The following is a 24,459-nucleotide window of genomic DNA, read 5'->3' as shown; positions in this document are numbered from 1 at the left end:
TTGGACGTCCGGATAGTGTTTACTGATTCCCCTCGAGGCCGTGCGTGAGACCACCCGAATCGACTGGTTTCTGCCAAGTGCCACGATCGATGCCCCAGCTGGCCAGTCCTGAACACCAAGACCGTGGCCATGCCCGGTTCTAACCGGAACTTGGGCATCGACACGATCGTTGGAAAGGCATGAACAGACGCATTGTTGTTCCGATTGTGGTCCTGTTGGCCTTCGCGGTTGTTGCCGTCGGGTTGTATCTGTTCCAGCCGTGGCGGATATTCACAAGTTCAACCGTGACCGAGGACATTCCTTCCGTTACGGAGACTTTCACCTCTGCGCCCGCCCAATCCGGGCAGCCATCGGTTGAGCCCTCCCAGCCATCGGTTGAGCCCTCCCCGATCGCTCCTCGTGAACTTCTTACGGGTGACCTGATCAGTCACGAACATGCCAGCACCGGTACCGCGAAGATCATTGAACTCGCCGACGGGAGCCAGATCCTGAGGTTCGAAGGCCTGGACACCTCCGACGGCCCGGACCTTCGGGTGTGGCTTACCGACGCCCCCGTAATCGAGGGAGTTGACGGGTGGCATGTCTTTGACGACGGTGCCTACCTTGACCTGGGTGCTCTCAAAGCCAACAAAGGCAACCACAACTACGCCATCCCGTCCGGGGTAGATCTGGCCGCCTATAGCTCGGTCAGTATCTGGTGCGAACGCTTCGCTGTCTCCTTCGCCGCCGCCGAATTGAGGGGATAAGTTTCGTCCTGGGCCAAGGACAGGCGGGGCGGCCGCGTCGTTGACCGCGCGTGGCATTCCTCCGGCACAGCTACTGGGATGAAGATCCTTGAAAGTGGAGCTTAGGGGAATTGAACCGCTGACCTTTTTTCAGGGGACGGCCTATTTCTATGCCTGCCAAAACCTCGCATTGTGCCAAAAATCCGCGGAATCTAGACGGTTTTGTCGATTTGCAAAAACCATGACATGTCACCGTATTTCATCGTTTCCGTGTGGTAAACGTGTGGTGAATATCGTCCTCGCCGATGTACCTTCCAAACGGCCACGGCCGAGACCGACACCCCAGTCTGCCTCCTGAGAGGCCTTGACCCGTGGGTCAAGATGGACCATCCCAACACGCTCGCGGCACTCGAAAGACTGGCCCCCACGATGGCGGGGATGACCGAGGTACTGCAAGTACTTACAGCCGGGTCCATTAGTGCCGGGAACCGGGCTGTAACGACACTTCTTGCCAAGGTGATTAGGCAGCAGCTGCTCGATGACGGTTCCGAGGCGTTGGGCATCTCATTCGCGTCTAAAACGCTTTTCGGCCGTTGCTGGGCATATTGGGACCGCCGCTTCGATAACGGGTTGCCTCCTGGGTCCAACGATCTGCGCCAGCTGTCATCCGAGAACCTAGGCCCTGATCCGGACTTCGCCCATGTCGCAGCGCACTACGATCTTCCACTAGTGGGCCGCCACACCTAGCACCCTGCGCTAAGGAACCGCTTGTTGAAGGTCCGTCACCGCCCATCCAGACATGCAAAGCCAGGATCCCGACGACGAGGGCGATGAGTCCTAAGAAGGTCACGCCAGCGCGCGGCAAGGCACAGAACGTCCATGCCTTTTCCCTGCTGCTCATCACCGCTGCCTTTCGTCCATCGATTCCAATGACCGATTACTAGGTTCCCTCACCCACGCCTGAGCAGGCCGCCGGCGCCCGCGAAATCTGTCGTCTTCTGGACTGAGGTTCCTCGTATATTCACCGAATCGATTGGGGCTTTAGGTGCGGGGGCGCTGTCCGTGTTCGGTAGCGTACGCGTCGAAGATCTCTTCGAGGTTGTTCCCGGTGTGCAGGAAACTCTCCTTGAGTTCAGCCCCGAGCTGGTCAAGCGCCAGAGACAGTCGCAGGGCGCTCAGCCGCACCACTGCCTCCTGCCGCTCCAAAGCCGCATCACGCAGACGTAGCACATACGGTAGTTGACGGGACAGGGCGAGTTCGGGGCTCTGCTCTTGGAAGTAGAATCCCTCGGTGTGATGCATGTAGTCCAGACGGACCTTCACTACCTCAGCAGTGAGGGAGTCCAGGACCCGGGAGACGGTGGCTGCGTCCATCTCCCTGATCGCCTCGGCGTAACCCGTATCAGCCAGGCCTTTAATCTCCAGTGCCAAAGCTCGACGTCGGGACAGCGGCGGATAGATCTGAATGAACCAGGTCAAGGCTGCGGTAAGTAGGGCGAAGCCGGTCAACGCCTCCAGAGGAGAGGCCACTCGGATCCATGTATCAGTAGCCACGACATCCCCGTAGCCCAAGGTGGACAGAGTAACGAAGGATACGTAGAGCGCTTCGTTAAAGTCAGGGTAAGACGCCTGGTCCACACCCGGTGAGTACATGAACCCGTCCGGAATATGGGGGTAGTAAATCAGAGCCCAGCCGACACTTTGGAGCATCACCCACAACAGAATCACGGCGACCATCGCCACCGGACCCACGACCGAGCCCAGACGGTGCCCCATCAGCTTCGAAAGACGCCACGCCCCGGAGAGCACCAACCCACTGAGGCGTCCCTGGCCGCTGGGATGCAGCAAGGTATGGAACATGTCCATCAGCCCAAACAGGATGATCGCGACCCCCACCACCGTCAGCACTACACCCATTCCAAGGTTCCTCTCTCAATGATCACTGATACTTCACTCATTCACTCGCTATTGCGGCCCGCCAAAACCCATCAGACTGCCGTTGAACCGCCCCGGCCTACTTAGCGGAAAAGATGCCAATAGTGACGCGGGCGGAGCCTAGAAGGATAGCGGGTGGCAGCGCGCCCGCGGGACAGGAACACTCTCACCTCCTGCTTCGCCACGCGCTGGCCAGTGGCCCGACGCGTTACCCGCTTCCAGGGTGTCTAGGTGCTGATGCGTTCTGGCTTGAGGTCGATCCTGCGCAGTAACTGTGCATTCAAAGCGACCACGATGGTTGAAACACTCATCAGCACTGCTCCGGCCGCGGGCGAGAGAACGAAACCGGCGAAGGCCAGCACGCCGGCGGCCAGCGGCACAGCGATCAGGTTGTATCCGGTGGCCCAGACGAGGTTCTGGATCATCTTCCGATAACTGGCTCTGGATAGGTCGATCATCGCCAGGACTGATCGTGGATCGTTGCCCGCCAGGACTACGCCGGCGGATTCCATTGCGACGTCGGTCCCAGCACCGATGGCGATGCCGACCTCAGCACGGGCCAGCGCGGGGGCGTCATTCACGCCGTCGCCGACCATCGCCACTTTCAGTCCGCGGTTCTGCAGTTCGGCGACCTTGGAGTCCTTGTCCTGAGGCAACACGTCAGCGAAGATTTCATCAATGCCGAGCTCGGTCCCGACGGCGTCCGCGACCTGGCGTGCGTCCCCGGTGATCATCGCAACTTTCACGCCCCGGTCTTGCAGCGCTTTCACAGCTGCCCGGGACTCATCCCTGACCCGGTCCTCGAGTCGCACGGCACCAATGACAGCTCCGTCGCGAACCACATGCAGTACAGAGGCGCCGCGACCGACCCATTCCTGAATGGTGACCATCATGTCCGAGGGGGTCTCCAAACCAAGTTCCTTGAGCATGTTCGGCCCGCCAACGGTGATCTCGGACCCGTTGACCGTCGCCCGGACACCGCGCCCGGTCATGGATGAAAACCCGCTGCCTCGGTAGCCGAACGCCGTCGATTCCTGATTATGCTCGGCAGCCTGAACGATGGCCCGAGCGACCGGATGCTCGCTGTCGGACTCCGCGGCTGACGCTAGAGCCAATAGCTCCCCCTCAGTCATTTCTCCGGAGGTGACGGTAGCAGTAACTGCGTGTTGGCCTTCGGTGAGGGTTCCGGTCTTGTCGAACAGGACGACGTCGACGGTGCGCATGCGCTCCAGGGCCATCCTGTTCTTGATCAGAACCCCGGACTTCGCCGCGCGTTCGGTCGAAATGGCGATCACGAGTGGGATGGCCAGCCCGAGGGCGTGCGGGCAGGCGATGACCAGCACCGTGACGGTACGGATCACCGCATCATCGGGGCTTCCCAGCAGAAACCAGGCGATGAACGTGATGATGCCAGCGCCTAGAGCGAAGTAAAACAGCAGTGCTGCCGCCCTGTCGGCCAGCGCTTGGGCCTTCGACGAGGATGCCTGCGCCTCAGCGACCAGACGCTGGATTCCTGCCAGGGTGGTGTCCGATCCGACGGCTGTCACCTTAACCCGCACCGCGTTGTCAGTTGCTACCGTCCCGGCCACCACTGTCTCACCAACTGTCCGTTGGACGGTGCGGGATTCACCGGTGATCATCGCCTCATCGAACTCGGCTGTCCCGTCGACGATCTCACCGTCTGCTGGTACCCGGGCCCCCGACCGGACCAGGACGACATCTCCAGTGGCCAGCGAGCTCACCGGGACGGTTTCAATTCCCGCGTCGGTGACTTTGTCTGCCTCATCCGGTAGGAGCGCGGCCAACGCGTCAAGGGCACCGGCGGCGGAGCCGAGGGCACGCATTTCCATCCAATGCCCCAACAGCATGATGACGACCAGCAGAGCGAGTTCCCACCAGAAGTCGAGGTTGAAATCTCCAATCCCGAGGGTCGTGATCCAGGACGCGATGAACGCGACGCTGATGGCCATCGCGATCAGCAACATCATGCCCGGTTGCCGGGATTTGAGCTCCGTTACTCCGCCTTTGAGGAACGGAGCGCCGCCGTAGAAGAAAATGATGGTGCCCAGGACTGGTGAGATCCACATGGCACCGGGGAAGTCCGGTGGCGTGTAGCCGACGATCGTGGCGAACATGTGGCTGAACAGCACCACGGGAACGGCAAGGATCAGGCTCAACCAGAACTTGTTTTTGAACATTGCGGTGGAGTGTCCCGCATGCTCGCCGTGGGAGTGCACCTCATGGTCCGCATCCGCCGCGGGCGTTTGGTGACCGTGGTCTTCGTGTTGGTCGGCATCCAGCGCGGAGGTCGGTTCCGTCGTGGGCATGGCCTGGCCGTGCGTCTCGTCGTTCGCGGGGGTCTGGCGTTTCATGGTGGTTTCCTTCAGTCAAACGGGATCGTGTCCCGGACCCGAGAAAAGATCAGGCGTTAGAAAGCTGGTACCCGGCGTGCTCGACTGCGGAGCGTACTGCTGCCGCGGGAACAGTCTGGTTGCTGAGGACGGTGACCGTGGAGGTCCCGCCGGACACGAGATCAATCTGGACATCGGTGACGTCATCGATCGCGCCGACTGCAGAGGTCACCCGGGACGCGCACGAACCGCAGGTCAACCCGGCGACACCGAAACTCGCGCTGATGTTGCCAGTTGCAGGAGCGGTCTTAGTTTTGCTGTCCTGCGGGGCGCAGCAGGCGCATCCGGAAGATGATGTATCAGTCAGAGTTAGATCCGGAGAAGTGCCGCACATGATGGGTCTCCAAAATACGAGGAATGGTTATTCGAGAATCAGCGGGTGCAGTCACCCCGGGGTCATCCACGCTGGCTGCAGTCGCAGTGAGGGACCTTCAAGGAGTAAGCGGTCCATTTGTGGGCTCGGACTTCCCGCTCGGTTACCACAAAGTATACCCCCTAGGGGTATATGTCAAAATCAGTTTTTACCGCATCGTTACTCACCGCGACCGGGGTGAGTAGACAGGGGCGCCCTCACTTCAGAGAGCGCCCCAACTTCTTGTGTTCCTTGTCAGTCGGATGCGTATCGATCGAGGATCGATTGCATTTGGCTGATTTCCTCCCGCTGGGTCTCCACAATCGCGTCACACAGTTCCACTATTTCCGGATCCGTGATGTTCGACTCCTGGCAGACCAGGATGGCGCGGGAGTGGTGCGGAATCATTGACTTCAGGAATTCTTCGTTGCCGACGAAGGTTTCCGTCCGCCCCAGGGAGAAAGCGCCCACGAAGAGCACGGCGAATCCGACCAGCATGGCGATGTTCGCCTTTTTGTTCTTGAACATCGACCACATGCCCACGACCATGACGATTGCCATCGCCCCAACCATTAACAACGCCATCCAGAAGTTGCTTAGGTTGAAGTAGAAGTGATCGATGGACCGGACCATCGACATTGATAGCACCCACATCAGTCCGAGACTGATCAGGAGGATGACGCCAAACTTTAGATACATCTTGCCTGAACCGCCGCCCTTGGAGTGGTCCTGGCCGTCCCGGGCATTGTCTTTAGCGGAAGATGTTTCCTGTTGGCCGGGTTCGGTTTGCTGATGCTCGCACCCGGAGTCTCTTACTGGGTGACTACCTGGCGTGTTTTCTGCTGAATTCATCAAGTGCTCCTTGGATCGCCGTTAGGGAAAAGGTGTCTAACCGAGCGAAGACAACAATTCCTCGCACGCCTTCTCACAGCGCCGGCAGGCCTCAGCACAGACCCGACAGTGATCGTGCATCTCGGCGTGCTGTTCACACTCGTCCGCGCAGGCTCTGCATGCCGTACGGCAGGCCTCGAGCACGGCTCGGGTAAGTTCCGCGTCGTACCCGGTGCGACGGGTCAGGACAGCGCCGGTGGCCGCACAAATATCGGCACAGTCCAGGTTGGTGCGGATGCACTTCGTTAGATCGGCGACCATGTCCTCGCTCAGGCAGGCATCCGCGCACGCGGTGCAGGTCTGGGCACATTCGAAGCAAGCCTCGATGCATTCAGCGAGCTTTTCCTTATCCACTCCCCCGAGGTCCTTGGGGAAGGTATCTAGCATTGACCTCACGTGATGTGTCATTGGTTTCTCCTCAGTCAGGGTGCAGCTGAGCTACGTCAGCTGCTGGTCATTTTGTTGTTGTCGAACGGGGCGCCGATGGGCGACCGGGAGCCGATGCTATCGGCTAGAGACAGGCGACATGGCGGGCCGGTGGGGACCGGCATGCCAGGGAAGAGGGGTTTATGTACGACTGATCGATAGAGCCGTCAACGACGGCCGAAGATGATCGCGCCTCTCAAGAGTCGGATCAAACAATCCCGGCGGCATGTACCTGTGATCAGCAGGAAGCAGTTCCAGCCGCGCTGGAAAGGCCACGCCCTGCTCCGCCGGTAGCGCACGCTGCGGCGCTGTGACTCTTTCGGTCGCACTGACCTGTTGATGGCAGCACGTTTGTGCCGACGGGGAATGCGTGGGTGTCACGGCCCTGACTGTCGTACTAGCGCCGCTAGCCTGCCCCGGTAAATCCATACCCACCGCATGGTCCGCCATCGCGGGGGACTTGTGTTGTTCCATCGGAAGGCACAAAGCCGCGGTGCCTGAAGAGGTAAACGCGACAAGGAGCGAAAAGCTCAACACGAGGCGCACCACCGTCTGCACAGTGATGCCCGTTCTGCCCAGCGCTGAAACTGTGATGGGTCCTCCCGTCTTGTTCACCTGACGACCACCCTAGTAAAACGTAAGCTAACTGACCAGAGACATTCCAACCACTGTTCGGCCTGGTCCACCGTATGCCGCTTCCTACCAATGCCTCCGGATCAAGTAAAAATCTGTCGGTGATGTGGATATTAAGCAGGCGACCCAGACCGTGTCGAGGGTTTCCACATGCCCAGGCGTGAAGCGTAGCGCAACCACAAAGAGGTATAGGCGGCAGTCAAGCTACTAGCTCTTCCCCGTTCGGCTGCTCAAATTATTCGCGTACTAAAACATGTCCGCGGCGCTTGCTCTCTTGAAAAGCATCACGTAACTCGCTCTGTACCACGCCGCTCAAATTTGCCGGAACTGTCCAGCCACCGACGGCATCACCCGCACCGCTGAAGTCTGGGGAACCGGTGGAGCCGCCGCCGAACGAAACCTTGTCACTTCGTTCCAAGACCGGCGAGCCCCTGCCACAAGTGATATTTCCAGAGATACTCGGCTATCCGAGCTCAGCGATCTGTGGTTCGAAGAAATTGAGAACAATGGTCGCGCCAGCAGAAGGACCATCGATGGCTACCGCGACACCTACAGTCGCGTCATCGAACCCGCACTGGCCGGACTCCGGCTGCACGAACTGAGCACCGGCCGTATTGACCGGTTCCTCAAAAACGTCGCTGCAGACCACCCTGCCACCGCACGTCATTCCAAAATCGTTCTGACCGGCATGATCGGTCTCGCACTCCGGCACGATGCCCTGCGCAGCAATCCAGTTCGGGATGTCGGAGCCATCAAATTCGCCAGGAAAGACGTCAAGGCACTGTCAGTCGAAGACGTTCAGAAGCTCCGGGCTGTCATTGCCGGGTGGCAAAAGGACCCCGCACACCAGGGACGGCCACGCGCACTAGACCTGCTGGATGTTCTCGACATTTTCCTCCCCACGGGCGCCCGAATTGGTGAAGTCCTGGCCATCCGTTGGAAGGACGTCAATTTTGAAACAGAACCGCCGACCATCACGATCTCGGGAACCGTCATCATGGAGAAAGGCCGCGGTGCCTACCGGCAAGACCACCCGAAGACAAAAGCCGGCTTCCGCACGATGAAGGTCCCGCCGTTTGCCGTGCAAACACTTCAGCGCAGGTATTCAGCCAAGCAGCCCAAACCCGAAGACATGCTGTTCCCGTCTTCCACGGGAACTGTGCGCAGCCCGCACAACTTCCGCAGGCAATGGCGGGACGCCCGCGCTGGATCACCCTTCGAATGGGTAACCCCGCATGTTTTCCGGAAATCCGTTGCCACTCTCATCGACCAGGAATACAGTTCCAAGCAAGCCGCCGCACAGCTGGGTCACTCTGGAACTGCAATCACAGAGAAGCACTACATCGCCAAGGCAACCCAGTCACCGGACCTCACAGCGGTCCTCCAAAAGTTTGGGACCGCATCATTATCCGGACCGGAGGGCATGTCTATGTGAATACCACCCACCGTCGCTGAGGCCCAGACGGACGGAATGCAACACCCAAGGCTGATCCGGAATAGTCCGAAAGCGTGTGGTTTCCGTGTGGTTGAGCCGTCGCAGGACAGAAACGAGGCCCTCCCACCCAACGTTTCCGCAGGTCAGAGGGCCTTCAGAGTGGAGCTTAGGGGAATCGAACCCCTGACCTTTTCATTGCGAACGAAACGCTCTACCAACTGAGCTAAAGCCCCGCAAAAAGTACTGTAGCAAATCGGTGCCCGCAGCCGGAGTAACCTCGGAGAATGACCGCACAACGCTCCGCCGAGGAGCAGACCGAGATCAACGCCTGGCCTGCACTTTGGGCCCTGGTCATCGGATTCTTCATGATTCTCGTTGACTCGACCATCGTCTCCGTGGCCATCCCGGCAATCATGAACGGACTAGGAGCCGACCTCGACAGCGTGGTCTGGGTCAACAGCGCCTACCTTCTGGCGTTCGCCGTCCCGCTGCTGATCACCGGACGCCTCGGCGACCGGTTCGGCCCTCGCCGAATCTACCTCGCCGGCCTGACGGTGTTCACCCTGGCCAGCGTGTGGTGCGGGATGGCCGGGTCAGTGGAGATGCTCATCCTGGCCCGGGTCCTTCAAGGACTCGGCGCGGCGCTGATGACACCCCAGACCATGGCCGTCATCACCCGCATTTTCCCACCGGAACGCCGGGGTGCTGCGATGGGACTGTGGGGATCCGTGGCAGGCGTCGCCACCCTCATCGGCCCGGTGCTTGGCGGCCTGCTGGTCGACTCGCTGGGCTGGGAGTGGATCTTCTTCGTCAACGCACCGGTCGGCGTCGTCGGCCTGATCCTCGCCTACCGCCTGGTCCCCCGGCTTCCGACCAACAGCCACAGCTTCGACTTCCTCGGCGTGGTCCTGAGCGCCGCGGGTATGTTCTGCCTGGTGTTTGGTATTCAGGAGGGCGAGACCTATGACTGGGGTACCATCGCCGGACCCATTTCGGTCTGGTCGCTGATCATCACCGGCGTCGTCCTGCTCGCGACCTTCATCCTCTGGCAGCGCTATAACCGCAAGGAGCCCCTGGTGCCGCTGGGGCTGTTCAAGGACCGCAACTTCTCGCTCGGCAACACCTCGATCTTCGCGATGGGCTTCGCCATCACCACTGTTGCTATCCCCCTGATGTTGTACGCCCAAAACGTTCGCGGCTTTTCCCCCACTGAAGGCGCCCTGCTGCTGACCCCCATGGCGATCATCTCCGGCTCGCTCGCCCCGCTGGTGGGGCGACTGGTCCAGCGCGGCAACCCCAAATACATGGCTGTCTTCGGATTCTCGGCCATGTCGGTGTCACTGTTCTGGCTAGGCGCCATCATGACTCCCGACATGCCCGTCTGGGCGTTGCTGCTCCCCATCTCGCTGCTCGGCCTGGCGAGTGCCGGCATCTGGGCTCCGGTTTCCCTGACGGCTACCCGCAACCTGCCTCGGTCCTCCGCGGGCGCCGGCTCCGGCGTTTACAACACCACCCGGCAGGTGGGGGCCGTCCTGGGGAGCTCTGCCATTGCGGCGATGATGCTCACCCGCCTGGCTGCCAACATTGGCGACGGCGGAGCCGAAGCCGTGCCCGGACAGCAGCTCTCCGAAGCACTACAGCCCGGATATGCGGCGGCCATGGGCCAGTCCCTTTTCCTGCCGGCCACGGTGATCCTCATCGGACTCGGCGCCGCCCTGTTCTTTGCCCGCCCCCAGCTCCGGACCGGCTGGGCAGACGACGAATCGCCGTCGAGCGTCCCGACGTCGCCAAACGCAGCAAAGTAGCCACTTCGGGGCGGCCCCTTGGTGAGCAACCCGGACACGCGGGGCCAACCTGGACATCGGGATGGCCGACGACGGCGGACACCACGGAGTGGTTGCCTCTGGGAACTACCTGTACGCTCTAGTCATGGCTGACGACACCGCAGAAACTATCGAAGACTCCGCAACCTCCGAGAAGGTCAAAGAAGTCAAGGAAGTCACCGACGACTTCGCCATCCGGCAGCACACCACAGCGTCGGGCCTGAAGTACACGAGCACTACCGGCCGACTGGTCCTGCGCCGGGAGGAAACGAAGGACGGGAAGTCCGACGGGTTCAAGCCCAAGGCCGAAATCTTCATCGTGGCCTACACCAAGGACACCGAGCCCGACGACGACGGCCAGACTCCCACTCGACCGGTCACCTTCGCATTCAACGGCGGTCCCGGCTCGGCGTCAATCTGGCTTCACCTGGGTTTGCTCGGCCCACGTCGGGTCGATTCCGGCGATACCGGAGCCATGACTCCCGCACCGTTCGGGCTGGTGGACAACCCCGAGACACTCCTTGAACACAGCGACCTGGTCATGATCGACCCCGTCAACACCGGCTTCTCCCGCGTCGTCGAAGGCGAGAAGTCGGACGAGTTCCACGCGTTCATCGAAGACCGCGATCTGGTGGCCGAGGTCATCCGGCTCTGGACCACCCGCAACAACCGCTGGCTCGCACCGAAGTACCTCGTCGGCGAATCCTACGGAACCCTCCGGGCCGTCGCCGTCGCCGGCCGGCTGTTCGACGCCTACGGCATGGCTGTGAACGGCCTGGGCCTCATCTCCACGGTCCTGAACATGTCGACGCTGCGGTTCTTTCCCGGCAGTGACCTCCCGTACGCCCTGCACATCCCCACCTACGCGGCCATCGCCCACTTCCACGGCCGCCACCCGGGGCGCGACCTCGCCGACGTCGTCAGTGAAGCCGAAACCTTTGCCGCCCGCGACTACGGGTACGCCCTGACGCAGGGCAGCCGACTCAGCGCTGAGGAGTACGACGACGTCGTCGCCCGACTGGCCGCGATTACCACCCTCGACGAGGCCTTTGTCCGCCGCACCAACCTGCGGTGGCAGTACGGTGAGTTTGCCGCGGAACTGCTCCGCGCGGATGGGCTTGCGGTCGGCCGGATTGACGGGCGGTTCACGGCGCAGCCCGCCAGCCTGCAGAGCTCCACTATGACCGATGACCCGAGCATCCGCGCCATCACCGGTCCGTACGCGGCAGCCATGAACCACTACGTGCGCGCCGAACTTGGCTACGAAAATGACCTGCCCTACGAGGTGCTCACTGCCCGGGTGCACCCGTGGAGTTACAAGACCTTCGAGGGGGCACCCGTGGATGTGAGTCACACCCTTGAGCGGCTCCTGGTGCACAACCCCTCCCTCCGCGTCCACGTGGATTACGGCTATCAGGACGGCGCCACTCCGCATTTCGCGGCCGAATACGTGTTCGCCCACATGAATCTGACGGACCAGATGAAAGACCGATTCACGCACCACTATCACGAGGCCGGTCACATGATGTACCTGAAGCCTGAGTGCCGGTTGACGCAGTTGGCGGCGCTGAAGGAGTTCGTGACGCACGCCGGCTAGCCGCTATGCGGGCCGTTCCCAGTTTCCTTCAAGCCAAACTATAAGTAGACTTAGGTTTCCCGTGGAAACCCTCGGTCCTCCAATAGATAAGGAACATGTCGTGCTGATGAAGAGAATCCTGTGGACCCTCGTCCCCGTCATTGCCTCCAAGCTGCTCAAAAATCGACGTGGCAATAACGAGAACACCCGCGCCAACAAGACCCGGTACAACAAAAATCAGGGCCACTAGCCCACTGGATGATTGATCCGAATGAGCTAGCCGACCGCCGAGACGGCTACGTTGACCTGCGTTCCTATGCAGCAATCGGCGACGGGCGAACGGTTGCCCTGATCGCCCACGATGGATCGATCGATTGGTACCCCACCCCCGACCTCGACTCCACCCCTGCGTTCGCCCGGCTGCTGGACGCCGACGACGGCGGCGCGCTGGAGTTGTGCCCGGCTGAACCGTTCACCGCCACACGGGCTTATGTGGACGGCACCAACGTCCTGGCCACCATCTACACCACCAGGTCCGGCACCGTCCAGGTCACCGATTCCCTGAACACGGGCGTGGCAGGTCGACTGCCCTGGGGCGAGTTGGCCCGGCGAATCGAGGGCCTGACCGGGAACGTGCCGATGCGCTGGGCAGTCCGGCCCGGCAACTGCTTCCAGACCGCCTCACCCTGGGTCCAGTCCACCGACCACGGCGCAGTACTGATGGTCGACGGCACCGCGCTGGGCGTCCGCGGCATCAACGAAGGCGATGTGACCATCGAGGGTCAGGCAATTTCCGGGGCCCTCACCACCGATCCCGGCTCACGCCACCTCATCGCTGTCATCTCCACCCACGACGAGCCCCTGCCACTCCCCGATCCCCAATCAGTGGACGCCGGCATCGAACGAACCATCTCCAACTGGCAGACCTGGTCCAGAGAGTTCAGCTACGACGGACCCTACGCCGACCAGGTGCTCCGGAGCGCCCTGGCCCTGAAGCTGCTGATCCACAGCCCCTCCGGTTCAATAGCCGCAGCCGCGACCACGTCGCTACCCGAGAGCAGGGCTGGCGGCAAGAACTGGGACTACCGGTACACCTGGCTGCGGGACACCGCCTACACCCTTCATGCGCTGGTCCGGACCGGAGTGCGCGAGGAAGTCCACGCCGCGGTGTCCTGGATGCTCAAAAACCTTCGCACCCAGGGCAGGGACCTGCAGGTCTTCACCCGCCTCAACGGAGAGATCCCCGCAGGCACACGCACCCCGGATCTTTCCGGCTGGCGAGGAATCGGCCCGGTGGTCGACGGGAACCCTGCAGCTGGCCAACTTCAGCTGGGCGTCTTCGGGGACCTGTTCGACATTGTGCGACTGTACGTCGAGGCCGGGCACGTCTTGGACCCCACCACGTCCCGCCAGCTCGCGGACATAGCGGATCTTGCGTGCGATACCTGGCAACAGCGCGACGCCGGCATCTGGGAACTCCCCGAGGAGCGGCACTACACCACCTCGAAGCTGGGCTGCTGGCATGCACTGGATAGTGCTGTGAAACTCTCCGAAGCCGGGCAACTGCAACGACCCGCCGAGCGCTGGCGGGCCGAGCGCGATCGGATCCGGGACTGGGTCGAAGCGAACTGCTGGTCGGAAGACCGCCAGAGCTACGTCTGGTATCCCGGTTCCCAGGAGTTGGACGCCTCGATCCTGCTGCACGCCATCAGCGGCTACGAGCGCGGACCGCGAATGTCCTCAACCATTGATGCCCTGCGGGGCGAGCTTGGAGCTGGCCCCCTCCTCTACCGGTACAGCGGCATGCAGGACGAGGAATCCACCTTTGTCGCCTGCGCCTACTGGATGGTGGCTGCCCTGGCCCTGGTCGGACGCAAGGAAGAGGCACGCTCCCAGATGGACGAACTGCTACCTCTGGCGAACGACGTCGGCCTGCTGGCCGAAATGATCGACGCCGATGACCGGCACGAGTTCATGGGTAACCTGCCGCAGGGTCTGAGTCACCTGGCCTTGATCACCGCCGCGCTATCCCTGTCCGACGGCGAGTAGCGCCACCCACTCACAGCTGGTGGTGGGTAAACCGACCACCCAGCAGGGTGGCCAGAACCGGGATGTCGGCGATGTCACCGGTCGGAACCTCCAGCGGCGATGCCTCGAGGACAGCGCAGTCAGCAAGCATCCCGGCGGCCAGCCGGCCCTTGATCCCACCGAATCCGGTAGCGTCCGCGGATCCGACCGTATAGATGCGGAGGGCTTCCGCAGCGGTGAGCCGTTCGGATGCGGCACCGAAAATGGCGCCGCCGGAGGTCAGGCGGTCCACGTAGGACTGGATGGAGCGCAGCGCTGTCCCATCAGCACAAGGCCGATCGGAGCTACCTGCCATCCGGATGCCCGCGTCGAGGAAGGACTTGGCCCGGTAGGTGAATGCCGCCCGGCGCGCCCCCAAGGACAGCGCCATCGCGTCGCCTATCGGGCGGAAGAAGGAGGCTTGAGGCGCCACCGCTACCTCCAGGGCGGCGAGTGCTGACAGCTGGTCCGGTCGGACCACCGCCGCGTGCTCGATCCGATGCGGCAGGCTCCCGTTGGGTCGGTCAGGAAACTGGCGGAACGTGTCAATTGCCAGGTCCATGGCAGCGTCGCCGATCGCATGCGCGGCGATGGACCAGCCGGCACGGTGCGCGTCAACCATCTGCCGCCGCAGGGCCAACGGATCATCCAGCAGGTAACCCTTGTTCACGCTGCCGGTGGAGTAAGGCTCGGTCTGCGCAGCAGTCTCGCTGGAGAGCGCGCCATCCAGGAAGATCTTCGCCGGGCCCAACGACAGCATGTTATCGCCGAACCCGCTGTACATCCCCAGGCCCAGACCGGCTCCCGTATCTGACTGCAGCGTCTCGATGGCGGGCATCAGCTGCGCCCGGGCGTGCAGCTTCCCCGCTGTCCGGGCGTCCTGGAACGCGCCCAGTTCGTCTGGTGCATGACCAATCCAGCCGCCCCCGATGCCGGCATCGGTGAAGCTGGTGATCCCCTCACTCGCGTACCGGGCGCTCGCCCGGTCGATGGCCGCGACCAGGGTTTCACGGGCGTAGGGGCGGAGCAGGTCAAGGACCAGGGCCTGGGCGGTTTCCTGCAGCAGGCCCGTCGGTTCCCCCGAGCCGTCCCGCACAACCCTCCCGCCGACCGGATCGCTGAAGTCCTGGGCAAGAACTCCCGCCCGCCGGAGGGCCTCCGTGTTGGCGATTCCACCATGGCCTGAAGTCCGTCTGATGAACAGTGGTCGCCCTCCACTAACCCGGTCCAGGGCACCCCGGTTGGGGAACTGACCGCCGAACCGGTGGTGGTCGAACCCGCTGGCAACCAGCCAACCGCCGTCGTCGTCCGCCGGAGCCTGCGCCGCCGCATGGAGGCGGGCATACACCTGCTCCAGATCGGTGAGATGGGACAGGTCCACCTCACCGAGGGTGAGCCCGAACCAGGCGGTGTGGCAGTGCGCGTCATTCAGCCCCGGAATAAGGACCCTGCCCCGCAGGTCAATAACCTCTCTGGCGCTAAGGCCCGCCAGCTCGGTGTCGAAGCCGACGATCCGCCCGTTCAGGATGCCAACGCTCCCCGCTGCCGGACGCTGGGCGTCCATGGTGATGATACGGGCGTTGGTGAGGATGAGATCCAGCAACATGGTCAGCTCCCGAGCGACAATTTTCAGACGATAGTGGTGTTCAGCGATCCTTAGACGGTGGCAAAGTGCACCCACACGCCGATGACCCAGACGCTTCCTGCGAGCAGTGCGAGCCCAAGTTCGACCAGAATTCCGATGCCGGTTGCCTTCAACGCAGCCCCGCTGGACGATAGCGCCGGGCCGACTTGCCGCTGCCGGGCGAATTCGCTCGCGAACAGACCAGCGGCGAAGCCCACGAAGAGCCCGACCACGGGGATCAGGAACATTCCCAGCACGCCAGTGACCAACCCGATCACGACCGATCTGCCCGGAATCTGGCGCTGCTGGAGTTTCCGGCCAGTCAGGACCGCGCCGGCGAGCAGGCCAGCGACAGCCAGCGCCGCTCCGACGCCAAATGCCATCCAGCCCGCGGTGCTGGACACCACCAGCGCCCACATCAGGAGGGAACCGATGATGAGAATGCTGCCCGGGAGGATTGGCACAATGACTCCCGCGACGCCAACCACGATCAGCAGGCCGGTCAGCACGGTCATCAGGATCTGAAATTCCATAGGAAAAGTCTCTCACTGCGCTGGCTCCCATCCGGCCACTCTTGTCCCCCACCGGCAGTAATAGTAAGGTTGCTGAGGAAGCCGTACGGCACCGATAGTAGGAGGCACCATGAGCACGCAAGGAACAGGGAACGACCCGGCAGAGGGCAACTCTCCCCGGGAGAACACCCCCAAACATTCTGACGGCACTGCGGATTGGCGTGATTCCTCTTCGGCCAGCGCCAACGACGGCGACGCCACCCAGGTGCACGACTACACCGACTCGCGCCGCTCCGACCGCGACGGTGACGCCACCGAGGTGCACCGCACCACCGACTCGCGCCGCTCCGCCCGCGACAGTGACGCCACCCAGGTGCACCGCACCACCGACGGCGAGACCACCCGCGAACACCAGACACAGTCCGGCGGCTCAACAGGCGCAGTAGCTACCGGCGCCGGGGCGGGTGCCGTAGCGGCGTCGCCGTCTACCCGTACCCAGCCCGTCGCTGCGCAGCCGGTCAGTCATACCGCTGATCCGGATGACGACCGGTACCGCGACACCCACGACGACCGTCCGGCGCTACCGGCGTCGGCCGAACGGGCAGCCCTCCTGCAGCACGAGAAGGACACCTTTGGTGGCATGAAGTTTGGGTCGGCGTTCTTCGGCTGGCTCACCGCCACCGGGATGGCAGTGCTGCTCACGGCGCTCGTCGCCGCGGCTGGAGCAGTCTTCGGGCTCTCCACCAACACTGACCTGACCGATGCCGCCGACCAGGTGGCCGCAGATCCGCAGACCGTCGGCATCACGGGAGCAATTGTCCTGCTGGTGATCCTGCTCCTCTCCTACTTTGCCGGTGGTTACGTCGCCGGACGGATGGCGCGGTTCAACGGAGCGAAGCAGGGGGTTGCCGTGTGGCTTTGGGCACTCATCATCGCGGTACTGGTGGCGGTGCTCGGCTTGATCTTCGGAAGGCAGTTCGACATTTTCGCGAATCTCAACAGTTTCCCGCGGATCCCCCTCAATGAAGGGAACCTCACGACCGCGGGCATTATTGCTGTCATCGTGGCGCTGGTCGCAGCCCTCGTCGGAGCCGTCCTGGGTGGTCTCACCGGCATGCGCTACCACCGCAAGATCGACCGAGCGGACTACGACAACACGCCGACCCGATAGCCCTCAGCAACTGCGCCCCACCCGTGTCAGCTCATGGGTGGGGCGCAGTCGTGTGTGGTCAACGTCCCGGCGACCTCCGCTGCAGGCTTTCAAGATGCTGGTTGTAGGCGGTGAGTTTGGCGTCGTCGTCCCGGTCAGCGGCGCGGTCCTCGCGAACCGCTGTCCGTTCGTCATCCTTCCGCCACGCCATGGCGACGCCTAACGCGAGGAGTACCGTCGGGATCTCCCCAATTCCCCACGCGATCGCGCCGCCTCGCTGCTGGTCAGCCAGCAGAGCTGCCTGGTCGGTGAGCTGCAGGTTAGCCCACCAGGTGGGTGCCAGGATCTCTGTGCCGCCCAGGAGCGACAGGCCGAAGAAGGCGTGGAACGCCATGGTCGCGAGCAGGATGATCAGCCTGAACGGGTACGGCGATCGGGCTGGCCCCGGATCGATCCCGATGAGCACCCAGGCGAAAAGATATCCGGTAATAAGGAAGTGCACGATCATGAACACGTGTCCCACATGGGTGGACAGGGCCAGTTCGAAAACGGGTGAATAGTAGAACCCCACCATGCTGCCCACGAAAATCAGCCCAGCAACCGGGGGGCGGGTGAGGAAGTGACTGAAGCGTGAGCGGAAGAGCCAGAGCACCCACTCGCGGAGGCCTCGGCTGCCGTCGGTGCGCGGACGTGTCGACTTGAGAAGCAACAGGATCGGCGCCCCCAGCACAAAGAGCACCGGTGCGTACATCATCAGGCCCATATGCTGGATCATGTGCCCCGAAAAACTGGTCCTCCCATAGACGGCGGGCCCGCCGCTGGTTAGCCAAATCAGCAGGGCGCACCCTGCGAGGAAGGCCAGCGAGCGGGGAATGGACCAGCGATCGCCGCGACGCCGGACCCTGATGACCGCAGCCACGTAGGCTCCGGCGGCAACCAGAACCAGGAGCCCAATCGTCCAGTCGGGGTGCCACGAAGTTAGGAAGCTGGGGACAGTGAGCGGCTCCGGGTACGGGTAGCCGAGGAGGGAACGGCGCAGGTCGACGTCGGCGATTGACCCCTGCGGAACGGGCGGCGGACTCGCGGCAAGACCGGCGGACACGCCGATGGTAACAATCATCAGCGCTGCTTCGGACACACCAAAGGTAACGAACGCCCGTCGGTCCTCCGGGTCGCGGTCCAGGCGCGGCAGAATCCTGCGGCGCTGATACCACCCAGCGAGCCCGAGCAGGGTCAGGCTACCCATCTTCACCACCACGAGCAGACCGTAGGGTGTGGCCAGGTCCGCCAGGGACCCGAGGCGGAGGCTGGCGTTGATAATCCCAGAGAAGGCCACAGCCCCGAACGCCCACGCAGCCAGTGCTGAGTAGCGGCGAAGGACCCGCCCCGTGTCCTTGCCCAGCCGGGATCCCAGCAGCAGCACCGCCGCGAGCCCGCCGACCCACACGCATACGCCGACCAGGTGGAGCGCCAGGGAGTTGACGGCGTTGCCGTGGTCATCCGACCCGGCAGCATGCCCGGCCAGGGCCAATGGCAGGATCCCCATCGCTGCGATGGCCAGCGCAATACCAGCCCCAGTGGTCGACCGGACCATTGGCAGCATCACGACCAGAACCAGGACCGCTGACAGCGCCACCAGCAGGATCTGCCCGAGCTCCAGTTCAGTGGCGAAGAACAGGAAAATCGACGCAAACCCCGGACTGTTGATCGGTTGGCCCGCAGTGTCAGCGGCAATCAGCACCAGCGAGGCGACCGAGGCGACAAACCAGACACCCGCCGAGATCCAGGCCCAATTGAGAGCCTTCCATTGGGCGAACCCAATGATCGACTTGTTCCGGTCGGACGCCGGCAGGAGACTGGCGCAGAGCACCAGGAAGCCGATTGTCATGGCAGCGCTGAGATCCTGGATTACCCGCGCGACTGGCCGAGCATGCACCACAAAGTCGCCGGGATCCGCCATGGTGGTTCGGTACGTGGTGAGCGCTTCGCTGAAGTACATCGACAGGATCGCGACCGCCAGGCTGACCGGCACTGCGATACCGAAAACTACCCGCACAATGCTGCGCTCCGGGATCCGCTCCCCCGATACTGGCCGCTCATCCCTCACGGCGGCCAGCTCAGCAGGATCCTGCAATGGGCCGCCTTTAGGCACCTCGGGCCTCAATTGCGGCTTCGACGCCGGTCACGAAATCGGCAGGCGACGCGAGTGGCTCACCATCGATGTACACGGTCGGCGTGCCTGAGATGCCCGAGGAGGATGCTGCGTTGGTGGTGAAGTCCACCCAGGGGCGGAAGGTACCTTCAGCAACGCAGGTGGAGATGTCCCCTGCGCCCGACGCTTCAGCAAGGTCGCTGAGCTCGTCATCGCTCAGTTCCCCAGTGGGGAAATTCCCGAATAGCGCTTGAGTGAATGGCAGGTATGCCTGCGGGGCCGTGTCAGCCACGCACGCTAGCGCGTTGGCTGCCCGGGAGGAGTACGCGCTGGTCGAGTTCCGGTCGAGGAAGGCAACGGTTCGGTACTCCAGGGTGACGTCGCCGTCGTCGAGCCACTGCTTAATTTGGGCTGAGTAGGTTGTTTCGAAGTCCGCGCAATGCACGCAGTTGACGTCGACCCACGCGACCACCCGGACCGGCCCGGGCCCAGCGTCGGCCTCCACCCCCGCCGGTGTTTCGCGTGTCTCCAGCGCCGCCTCGGCGTCGACCGTCCTGGCAGCGGTGGCCGCCAGGTCGGTGGGAGAGGCAAGCGTGATCCCGCCATACTCATTGCCGTGGGCTGGCGCGGGACCGGCAGCCGGAACATCCGGACGAATCGAGGACACAATCACCACAGCGATCACCGCGAGGACAGCCAGGACTCCGCCAATGATTCCCCACCTCATCAACAGGCGTGAGCGCTTTTCCCGCCGCTCGTGGTCCAGCCGAAGTTGCTGGGCTGATTCGCGGGAGGAGCCGGCGGATTTAGTGTTTGGTGCGGGCATTTTGGGGTTTCCTTTGAGTGGGAGGATGCGTGTTCGGGGTCAGATAGCGAAGAGCGAGTCTCCGATGAACCCGCCTTCGGCGCAGCCCGGCGGGATGGCGAACACTGCAGAACCGATGGGCGTGGTCCATTGGTTCAGGAGGTCCAGTTCGTCCAGTCGTTGCTGCAACGGGACGAATTGACGGTCGACGTCGGCCTGATAGCTGAGGAAGAGCAGGCCGGCGTCAGAAACAGGCCCTCCAGTTGGTGTCGTGTTGTAGTTATACGCACGACGGAATATCTTTTCGCCAGGCACGCTGGACCGGGCCCTGCGCGTGTGCGCGAACTCGGCGATGACCGGAAATCCCAAGGGGGTGGTCTTCTCGAAATCTGGCTCGTCCTTCTCATTGTGTCCGGTCAGCGGAGCGCCGTTCGTCAGGTAGCGACCGACTGACTCTTCACGGCCCGGACGGTCCAGCTCATCCCACGTGTCCAGGTCCATGGCAATTTTGCGGATCACCATCGACGTTCCGTTGAAAAGCCAGGCAGGAGAAGCGGAGCTGTCCCAGACCACCGTCTCGAGGTCGTCCGAGCCAAGTCGGGGGTTTGCTGTCCCATCGACCTGGCCAAACAGATTGCGCATCGTCACGGAGGCCTCTTCCGAACCGAACGCCCGCCGGAATCCTTCCGTCGACCAGCGGACCTGGCCGAAAGACCGGGTGTCCTTGAGGAGCATCCGCTGCGCATGCGACACCGTGACGAGATCTTCAGAGGCGACGTGAATCAGGAGATCGCCTCCGCACTGATCCTCGTCGAGATCGTCAATGGAGAAGGCGGGGAGCGGCCTAAGCCAGGAGGGTGCACTGTTGTCACCAGCGAGCCGCACAATGCGTTCCCCGAACCCGAAGGTCACTGTGAGACGGGCTGGAACGATGGCCAGCTCCGGTTCCGGATCTGCCAGGGCCGCCGCGCCCTGTGTCAGACGGGCCGCATCGTCGGTAAGGAGCCGCATCAGTCGAACCACCTGTTCCGCTGTCTGTACCTGAACCAGATCCACAGCGGTAATCACTGTGTGAGACTGGGCTGGAGTATCAATACCCGCCTGGCGCGCCCCGTAGAACGGGACGGTTAGTGCGCCGTGGATCGCCGATCTGGCGTCCTCGGCGTGGCCTGCAGCAGCAGTTGACGAGGCGTCCCTCCAGGAGGAACCGATCAGGGCGGCGGTGGCCGCACCCACACCGGTGGCGGCGCCTCCCCACAGGAAACGCCGACGATTCAGCCCCGGCAGGGCATCATTGGTATCCGATTGAGTCACTGGTCGGGTGCCCCTTCATCGGCGGACCCGGAGCGAGTATCCGAGCCCCTGTCATCAGCTGAGCCGGAGGCGGAATCCGTTTCGATATCCACGGACTCGTCGCCGTTGTAGGTTTCATTCGCCCCCGAGTAGTCCTTGACAGGTGCATCGAAGCTGAAGATCGAGCCATCCTCCATGGTCAGCTCGAAGCCAACAGTGTCACCTGCCAGCAGCGGTGCAGTGAGGCCCATCAACATCAGGTGGTCGCCTCCTGGCGCCAGGATCATTTCGACTTTGGAGACGACAAATCCCCCGTCTTTCTCCTGCATCATCATCTGACCGTCGTCCCCTGCGACTGTCTCGTGCAGCTCTATCATTGGGGACGCTGCGGTGGAGGCCGAGATGACTGTCACCTCGGCGCCGTCCGTCGACAGGATCCCGAAGGCAGCGCTCATGCCTTCTTCGGCTGATTTCACCCAGGCATCCTCGATGGACACGGAATCCGCCTGTGCTGCCACGGCAGTACTGGGAGCGGTTTCGGAAGCTGTTGCTGCGCAGCCCACGAGGGCGGTGATTGTTCCCAGGGCAACAAACCCGGTGGCGAACTTGGTGGAGAGTTTCATGGTGATTCCTTAGCTAAGTAGTGGCGGTGACGGCGCTCTTGATCAGCGGGCACGTCGGAGACGCAGAACCAGCGCGAACATGCCGAGGCCGCCGGCGGCTCCTATCAGGGCGTACTGCCAGACCGGCAGCATGGCCCAAAAGCCAGCCGATGGTTCCGGTTGTCCGGCGAGGTTGCCGGGCGCAGCATCAGGAGTTGCGGTTTCGACCGACGGCGCGCTTGCGGCGGCCGTGATGGGTTCTGCGGAGGCTGGGTCGCCGACAATGAAGTCGAAGGACCCAGCAATGGGATGTCCGTCGCCCGAGACCACGCGCCATCGCACCTGATAGGCGCCGTCGTCGAGGTCGGCGACTGTCTGAGTCAGAGTATTGCCGGCTAGTTCGGGAACTCCGATGGTGCGATCTGTGGAGGTGGAATCAACCACCAGCACCGCTGCGCCCAGATCCAGGATGTCCGCGCTGAAAGCGAGGTCAATGGATTCTGGAGCTGTCGCCAACTCGTCCCCCTGTTGGGGGTTGCTGGAAACTAGCTCATCGTGTGCACTAGCGCTGGGCAAAGAGACGAATCCACTACCTAAAGTGATTCCGCCCAGCGCTAATGTCACGAGAGCTGCACGTCGGAAAATGCGAACCAACCCGCCAGAACGCGGGGTGGGCAAAGGGTTCTCCTACCTTTGTGAGGTACGCGAAGTCAGGCGGTGATTCTCGGTGCCGCAGCTGACTGGGTCAGGCGAAGGACAGCTGCTGGACCGGGGGCCCTCGAAGGCGACGCCTTGAGTCGGCATGCAGGAGATCGTGCATACCCAGGGTTGCCGGACGGACAGGAAGGGAGCGCAGCTCCTCGGAGACCGGGCAGGAGCCAACCCAACGGATCATCGCCGTCAAGGATGCAGCCAGGGCGCCAACCAAGGCCCACCACAGCGCTTCGCCGTGACGCACCAGAGCAATCGTCAGTAGACCAGCCGCGAAGTGGGACACGATCATCAGGATGCCCGGATGCTCAGTACCGGTCAGAGCAGCCGATGGGACCGGCAAAAATAGCTCATGGCCGTGGCCGGTACTCGATCCGGTCGGTGCCGTCGAACCGCTAGTGAACAAGGCGAAGAGCGAGTGAAAAATCACCTGGCTGATCGCTACCCCAACGGTTGTTCTCGCAAGGGTCAGTCGACGCCCGGCAAGAATGACGCATACGAGCGTCCCGAAGGTCAGCGCAACGACAACCGCGATCGTTGGAACGCCACCGCCAGCGATAGCATGTGAGGCACCGGCGAGGGAGGTCGATGCGGCAGCAGCGAGTAGCCCACGGGTTAGGCGGGCGGCTGGTGTCACACTGGTCCTGCCAGACATTGTTCCTCCCTCCTGAAAATTGTAACCTCTTCTACGGAGAGTAGAAAAAGTTGCACCACGACCACCAAGGCTTCGAGAAAGTCACCATGGACACCGCTACGCCACGATTCGCGCAGGACAGGCCTTTCGGTCTGATCCTGGTCATCTCAGGGGTGGTGGGGTGGTTGGCATCTGGTCAGTTGGTCCTTGAACGGCTGGCTGTCTACGCGGACCCCAACTACGTCACCAGCTGCGACGTCAACGCCTTCGTTTCCTGCGGTGAAGTCTTCAAGACCTGGCAAGCGAGTCTCTTCGGCTTCCCCAACCCCCTGCTGGGTATTGTCGCGTTCTCCGTCGTCATCACCACGGGGGCCATGCTTCTCGCCGGGGCAAACGTAGCTCGCTGGTACTGGCGCGCATTGCAGGTGGGTGTGACTCTGGGGATGGTCTTCACCATCTGGCTATGGAGCCAGGCCCTCTTTGCGATCGGGATCCTCTGCATCTACTGCATGATCGTGTGGGCTGCGATGATCGTGCTCACCATTTTCCTCACTTCACGCAATTTTGTTTGCGGCGTGTTTCCGGCGAGCGAGCGAGTGCGCCAGTTCCTCAGCGGATGGACGGGGACCACGGCGGCACTGTTGGTGATTGCGACGGCGGCCACCGTATTCTTCCGGTTCATCGGCGTATTTGCCGGCTGAC

The 24,459-nt window shown here is 62.6% G+C and carries 23 protein-coding genes and 1 tRNA gene; 9 read left to right on the top strand and 15 right to left on the bottom strand.

All coding sequences use genetic code 11. The features are described from left to right. The first annotated feature begins 179 nt into the window (after positions 1-179). Together ACX80T_RS02365 and ACX80T_RS02360 are read left to right on the top strand one after the other, a co-directional pair. Positions 180-746 carry a DM13 domain-containing protein gene (locus ACX80T_RS02365; RefSeq protein ID WP_019484086.1) on the top strand — a complete coding sequence of 189 codons (567 nt, stop codon included), beginning with the start codon at positions 180-182 and terminating at the stop codon, positions 744-746. A 360-nt stretch (positions 747-1,106) separates the two neighbouring features. Further along, positions 1,107-1,472, top strand: a complete 366-nt coding sequence (locus ACX80T_RS02360; protein ID WP_019484085.1) for a hypothetical protein — start codon at positions 1,107-1,109, stop codon at positions 1,470-1,472. A gap of 294 nt (positions 1,473-1,766) precedes the next feature. Here ACX80T_RS02360 and ACX80T_RS02355 read toward each other — a convergent pair whose 3' ends face one another. The 6 genes from ACX80T_RS02355 to ACX80T_RS02330 form a co-directional block, all read right to left on the bottom strand. Beyond that, on the bottom strand, positions 1,767-2,642 hold the full coding sequence (locus ACX80T_RS02355) for a potassium channel family protein (RefSeq protein WP_019484084.1): 876 nt from the start codon (positions 2,640-2,642) through the stop codon (positions 1,767-1,769). Between the two features lie 245 nt (positions 2,643-2,887). Beyond that, entirely contained in the window at positions 2,888-5,032 is a 2,145-nt protein-coding gene (locus tag ACX80T_RS02350) for a heavy metal translocating P-type ATPase (protein WP_019484083.1), read from the bottom strand. A 49-nt stretch (positions 5,033-5,081) separates the two neighbouring features. Continuing rightward, a complete protein-coding gene (locus ACX80T_RS02345) occupies positions 5,082-5,405 on the bottom strand; it encodes a heavy-metal-associated domain-containing protein (RefSeq protein ID WP_024476321.1) in 324 nt (107 codons plus the stop codon). Positions 5,406-5,678: 273 nt separating this feature from the next. Continuing rightward, entirely contained in the window at positions 5,679-6,275 is a 597-nt protein-coding gene (locus ACX80T_RS02340) for a DUF305 domain-containing protein (RefSeq protein WP_116777970.1), read from the bottom strand. A gap of 36 nt (positions 6,276-6,311) precedes the next feature. After that, entirely contained in the window at positions 6,312-6,722 is a 411-nt protein-coding gene (locus ACX80T_RS02335) for a four-helix bundle copper-binding protein (protein WP_024476322.1), read from the bottom strand. Between the two features lie 1,114 nt (positions 6,723-7,836). Further along, the gene (locus tag ACX80T_RS02330) at positions 7,837-8,040 is read right to left on the bottom strand and encodes a hypothetical protein (RefSeq protein WP_133185400.1); all 204 of its coding nucleotides are present in this window, start codon (positions 8,038-8,040) and stop codon (positions 7,837-7,839) included. Between the two features lie 21 nt (positions 8,041-8,061). Between ACX80T_RS02330 and ACX80T_RS02325 the strand changes: the two genes are divergently transcribed. After that, positions 8,062-8,808: a tyrosine-type recombinase/integrase gene (locus tag ACX80T_RS02325; protein ID WP_019484078.1), complete on the top strand. Its 747-nt coding sequence runs from the start codon at positions 8,062-8,064 to the stop codon at positions 8,806-8,808. Between the two features lie 160 nt (positions 8,809-8,968). Here the strand turns inward: ACX80T_RS02325 and ACX80T_RS02320 are convergent. Next, a tRNA-Ala gene (locus ACX80T_RS02320) sits at positions 8,969-9,041 on the bottom strand. 51 nt (positions 9,042-9,092) lie between these two features. On the opposite strand from ACX80T_RS02320, the gene ACX80T_RS02315 reads away from it, so the two are divergent. The 4 genes from ACX80T_RS02315 (at position 9,093) to ACX80T_RS02300 (ending at position 14,256) form a co-directional block, all read left to right on the top strand. Continuing rightward, positions 9,093-10,613, top strand: a complete 1,521-nt coding sequence (locus ACX80T_RS02315) for a DHA2 family efflux MFS transporter permease subunit (RefSeq protein ID WP_019484077.1) — start codon at positions 9,093-9,095, stop codon at positions 10,611-10,613. A 124-nt stretch (positions 10,614-10,737) separates the two neighbouring features. Beyond that, positions 10,738-12,228 carry a S10 family peptidase gene (locus tag ACX80T_RS02310; protein ID WP_024476323.1) on the top strand — a complete coding sequence of 497 codons (1,491 nt, stop codon included), beginning with the start codon at positions 10,738-10,740 and terminating at the stop codon, positions 12,226-12,228. 106 nt (positions 12,229-12,334) lie between these two features. After that, positions 12,335-12,457: a hypothetical protein gene (locus ACX80T_RS02305; RefSeq protein ID WP_459303593.1), complete on the top strand. Its 123-nt coding sequence runs from the start codon at positions 12,335-12,337 to the stop codon at positions 12,455-12,457. Between the two features lie 8 nt (positions 12,458-12,465). Beyond that, complete coding sequence (locus tag ACX80T_RS02300) at positions 12,466-14,256, top strand: glycoside hydrolase family 15 protein (RefSeq protein ID WP_019484074.1); 1,791 nt, start codon at positions 12,466-12,468, stop codon at positions 14,254-14,256. A gap of 10 nt (positions 14,257-14,266) precedes the next feature. Here ACX80T_RS02300 and ACX80T_RS02295 read toward each other — a convergent pair whose 3' ends face one another. After that, positions 14,267-15,880, bottom strand: a complete 1,614-nt coding sequence (locus ACX80T_RS02295) for an amidohydrolase (protein ID WP_019484073.1) — start codon at positions 15,878-15,880, stop codon at positions 14,267-14,269. A 50-nt stretch (positions 15,881-15,930) separates the two neighbouring features. Then, entirely contained in the window at positions 15,931-16,431 is a 501-nt protein-coding gene (locus tag ACX80T_RS02290; RefSeq protein WP_019484072.1) for a DUF456 domain-containing protein, read from the bottom strand. A gap of 109 nt (positions 16,432-16,540) precedes the next feature. Between ACX80T_RS02290 and ACX80T_RS02285 the strand changes: the two genes are divergently transcribed. After that, entirely contained in the window at positions 16,541-17,581 is a 1,041-nt protein-coding gene (locus tag ACX80T_RS02285) for a YrzE family protein (RefSeq protein ID WP_019484071.1), read from the top strand. Between the two features lie 58 nt (positions 17,582-17,639). Here ACX80T_RS02285 and ACX80T_RS02280 read toward each other — a convergent pair whose 3' ends face one another. The 6 genes from ACX80T_RS02280 to ACX80T_RS02255 all read right to left on the bottom strand — a co-directional run bounded on the left by ACX80T_RS02280 (position 17,640) and on the right by ACX80T_RS02255 (position 23,778). Then, complete coding sequence (locus tag ACX80T_RS02280) at positions 17,640-19,694, bottom strand: cytochrome c oxidase assembly protein (RefSeq protein ID WP_019484070.1); 2,055 nt, start codon at positions 19,692-19,694, stop codon at positions 17,640-17,642. A gap of 10 nt (positions 19,695-19,704) precedes the next feature. Continuing rightward, the gene (locus tag ACX80T_RS02275) at positions 19,705-20,538 is read right to left on the bottom strand and encodes a DsbA family protein (RefSeq protein ID WP_116777973.1); all 834 of its coding nucleotides are present in this window, start codon (positions 20,536-20,538) and stop codon (positions 19,705-19,707) included. Positions 20,539-20,577: 39 nt separating this feature from the next. After that, positions 20,578-21,831 carry a Dyp-type peroxidase gene (locus tag ACX80T_RS02270; protein ID WP_024476324.1) on the bottom strand — a complete coding sequence of 418 codons (1,254 nt, stop codon included), beginning with the start codon at positions 21,829-21,831 and terminating at the stop codon, positions 20,578-20,580. After that, the gene (locus ACX80T_RS02265) at positions 21,828-22,433 is read right to left on the bottom strand and encodes a copper chaperone PCu(A)C (protein ID WP_024476325.1); all 606 of its coding nucleotides are present in this window, start codon (positions 22,431-22,433) and stop codon (positions 21,828-21,830) included. Before ACX80T_RS02265 ends, ACX80T_RS02270 begins: the two co-directional genes overlap by 4 nt. Positions 22,434-22,475: 42 nt before the next feature. Further along, a complete protein-coding gene (locus ACX80T_RS02260; protein WP_272942582.1) occupies positions 22,476-23,036 on the bottom strand; it encodes a copper resistance CopC family protein in 561 nt (186 codons plus the stop codon). 121 nt (positions 23,037-23,157) lie between these two features. Then, a complete protein-coding gene (locus ACX80T_RS02255) occupies positions 23,158-23,778 on the bottom strand; it encodes a hypothetical protein (protein WP_019484065.1) in 621 nt (206 codons plus the stop codon). An 86-nt stretch (positions 23,779-23,864) separates the two neighbouring features. Here ACX80T_RS02255 and ACX80T_RS02250 point away from each other — a divergent pair, with 86 nt between their 5' ends. Then, positions 23,865-24,458, top strand: a complete 594-nt coding sequence (locus tag ACX80T_RS02250) for a vitamin K epoxide reductase family protein (protein WP_019484064.1) — start codon at positions 23,865-23,867, stop codon at positions 24,456-24,458. Position 24,459: the final 1 nt, after the last annotated feature.

Source organism: Arthrobacter sp. Sr33 (assembly GCF_054511195.1).
The sequence above is the reverse complement of the archived record's forward strand: the minus strand, read 5'-3'. Positions and strand labels throughout refer to the sequence as shown.

Bases quoted from the DNA above. Each gene is read 5' to 3' on its own strand.
- ACX80T_RS02360 (WP_019484085.1), top strand. From the start codon at position 1,107: ATGGACCATCCCAACACGCTCGCGGCACTCGAAAGACTGGCCCCCACG.
- ACX80T_RS02250 (WP_019484064.1), top strand. From the start codon at position 23,865: ATGGACACCGCTACGCCACGATTCGCGCAGGACAGGCCTTTCGGTCTG.
- ACX80T_RS02295 (WP_019484073.1), bottom strand. From the start codon at position 15,880: ATGTTGCTGGATCTCATCCTCACCAACGCCCGTATCATCACCATGGAC.
- ACX80T_RS02310 (WP_024476323.1), top strand. From the start codon at position 10,738: ATGGCTGACGACACCGCAGAAACTATCGAAGACTCCGCAACCTCCGAG.
- ACX80T_RS02340 (WP_116777970.1), bottom strand. From the start codon at position 6,275: ATGAATTCAGCAGAAAACACGCCAGGTAGTCACCCAGTAAGAGACTCC.
- ACX80T_RS02255 (WP_019484065.1), bottom strand. From the start codon at position 23,778: ATGTCTGGCAGGACCAGTGTGACACCAGCCGCCCGCCTAACCCGTGGG.
- ACX80T_RS02345 (WP_024476321.1), bottom strand. From the start codon at position 5,405: ATGTGCGGCACTTCTCCGGATCTAACTCTGACTGATACATCATCTTCC.
- ACX80T_RS02275 (WP_116777973.1), bottom strand. From the start codon at position 20,538: ATGCCCGCACCAAACACTAAATCCGCCGGCTCCTCCCGCGAATCAGCC.
- ACX80T_RS02355 (WP_019484084.1), bottom strand. From the start codon at position 2,642: ATGGGTGTAGTGCTGACGGTGGTGGGGGTCGCGATCATCCTGTTTGGG.
- ACX80T_RS02335 (WP_024476322.1), bottom strand. From the start codon at position 6,722: ATGACACATCACGTGAGGTCAATGCTAGATACCTTCCCCAAGGACCTC.
- ACX80T_RS02305 (WP_459303593.1), top strand. From the start codon at position 12,335: ATGAAGAGAATCCTGTGGACCCTCGTCCCCGTCATTGCCTCCAAGCTG.
- ACX80T_RS02330 (WP_133185400.1), bottom strand. From the start codon at position 8,040: ATGACGTGCGGTGGCAGGGTGGTCTGCAGCGACGTTTTTGAGGAACCG.
- ACX80T_RS02350 (WP_019484083.1), bottom strand. From the start codon at position 5,032: ATGAAACGCCAGACCCCCGCGAACGACGAGACGCACGGCCAGGCCATG.
- ACX80T_RS02325 (WP_019484078.1), top strand. From the start codon at position 8,062: ATGATCGGTCTCGCACTCCGGCACGATGCCCTGCGCAGCAATCCAGTT.
- ACX80T_RS02315 (WP_019484077.1), top strand. From the start codon at position 9,093: ATGACCGCACAACGCTCCGCCGAGGAGCAGACCGAGATCAACGCCTGG.
- ACX80T_RS02290 (WP_019484072.1), bottom strand. From the start codon at position 16,431: ATGGAATTTCAGATCCTGATGACCGTGCTGACCGGCCTGCTGATCGTG.
- ACX80T_RS02285 (WP_019484071.1), top strand. From the start codon at position 16,541: ATGAGCACGCAAGGAACAGGGAACGACCCGGCAGAGGGCAACTCTCCC.
- ACX80T_RS02300 (WP_019484074.1), top strand. From the start codon at position 12,466: ATGATTGATCCGAATGAGCTAGCCGACCGCCGAGACGGCTACGTTGAC.
- ACX80T_RS02265 (WP_024476325.1), bottom strand. From the start codon at position 22,433: ATGAAACTCTCCACCAAGTTCGCCACCGGGTTTGTTGCCCTGGGAACA.
- ACX80T_RS02365 (WP_019484086.1), top strand. From the start codon at position 180: ATGAACAGACGCATTGTTGTTCCGATTGTGGTCCTGTTGGCCTTCGCG.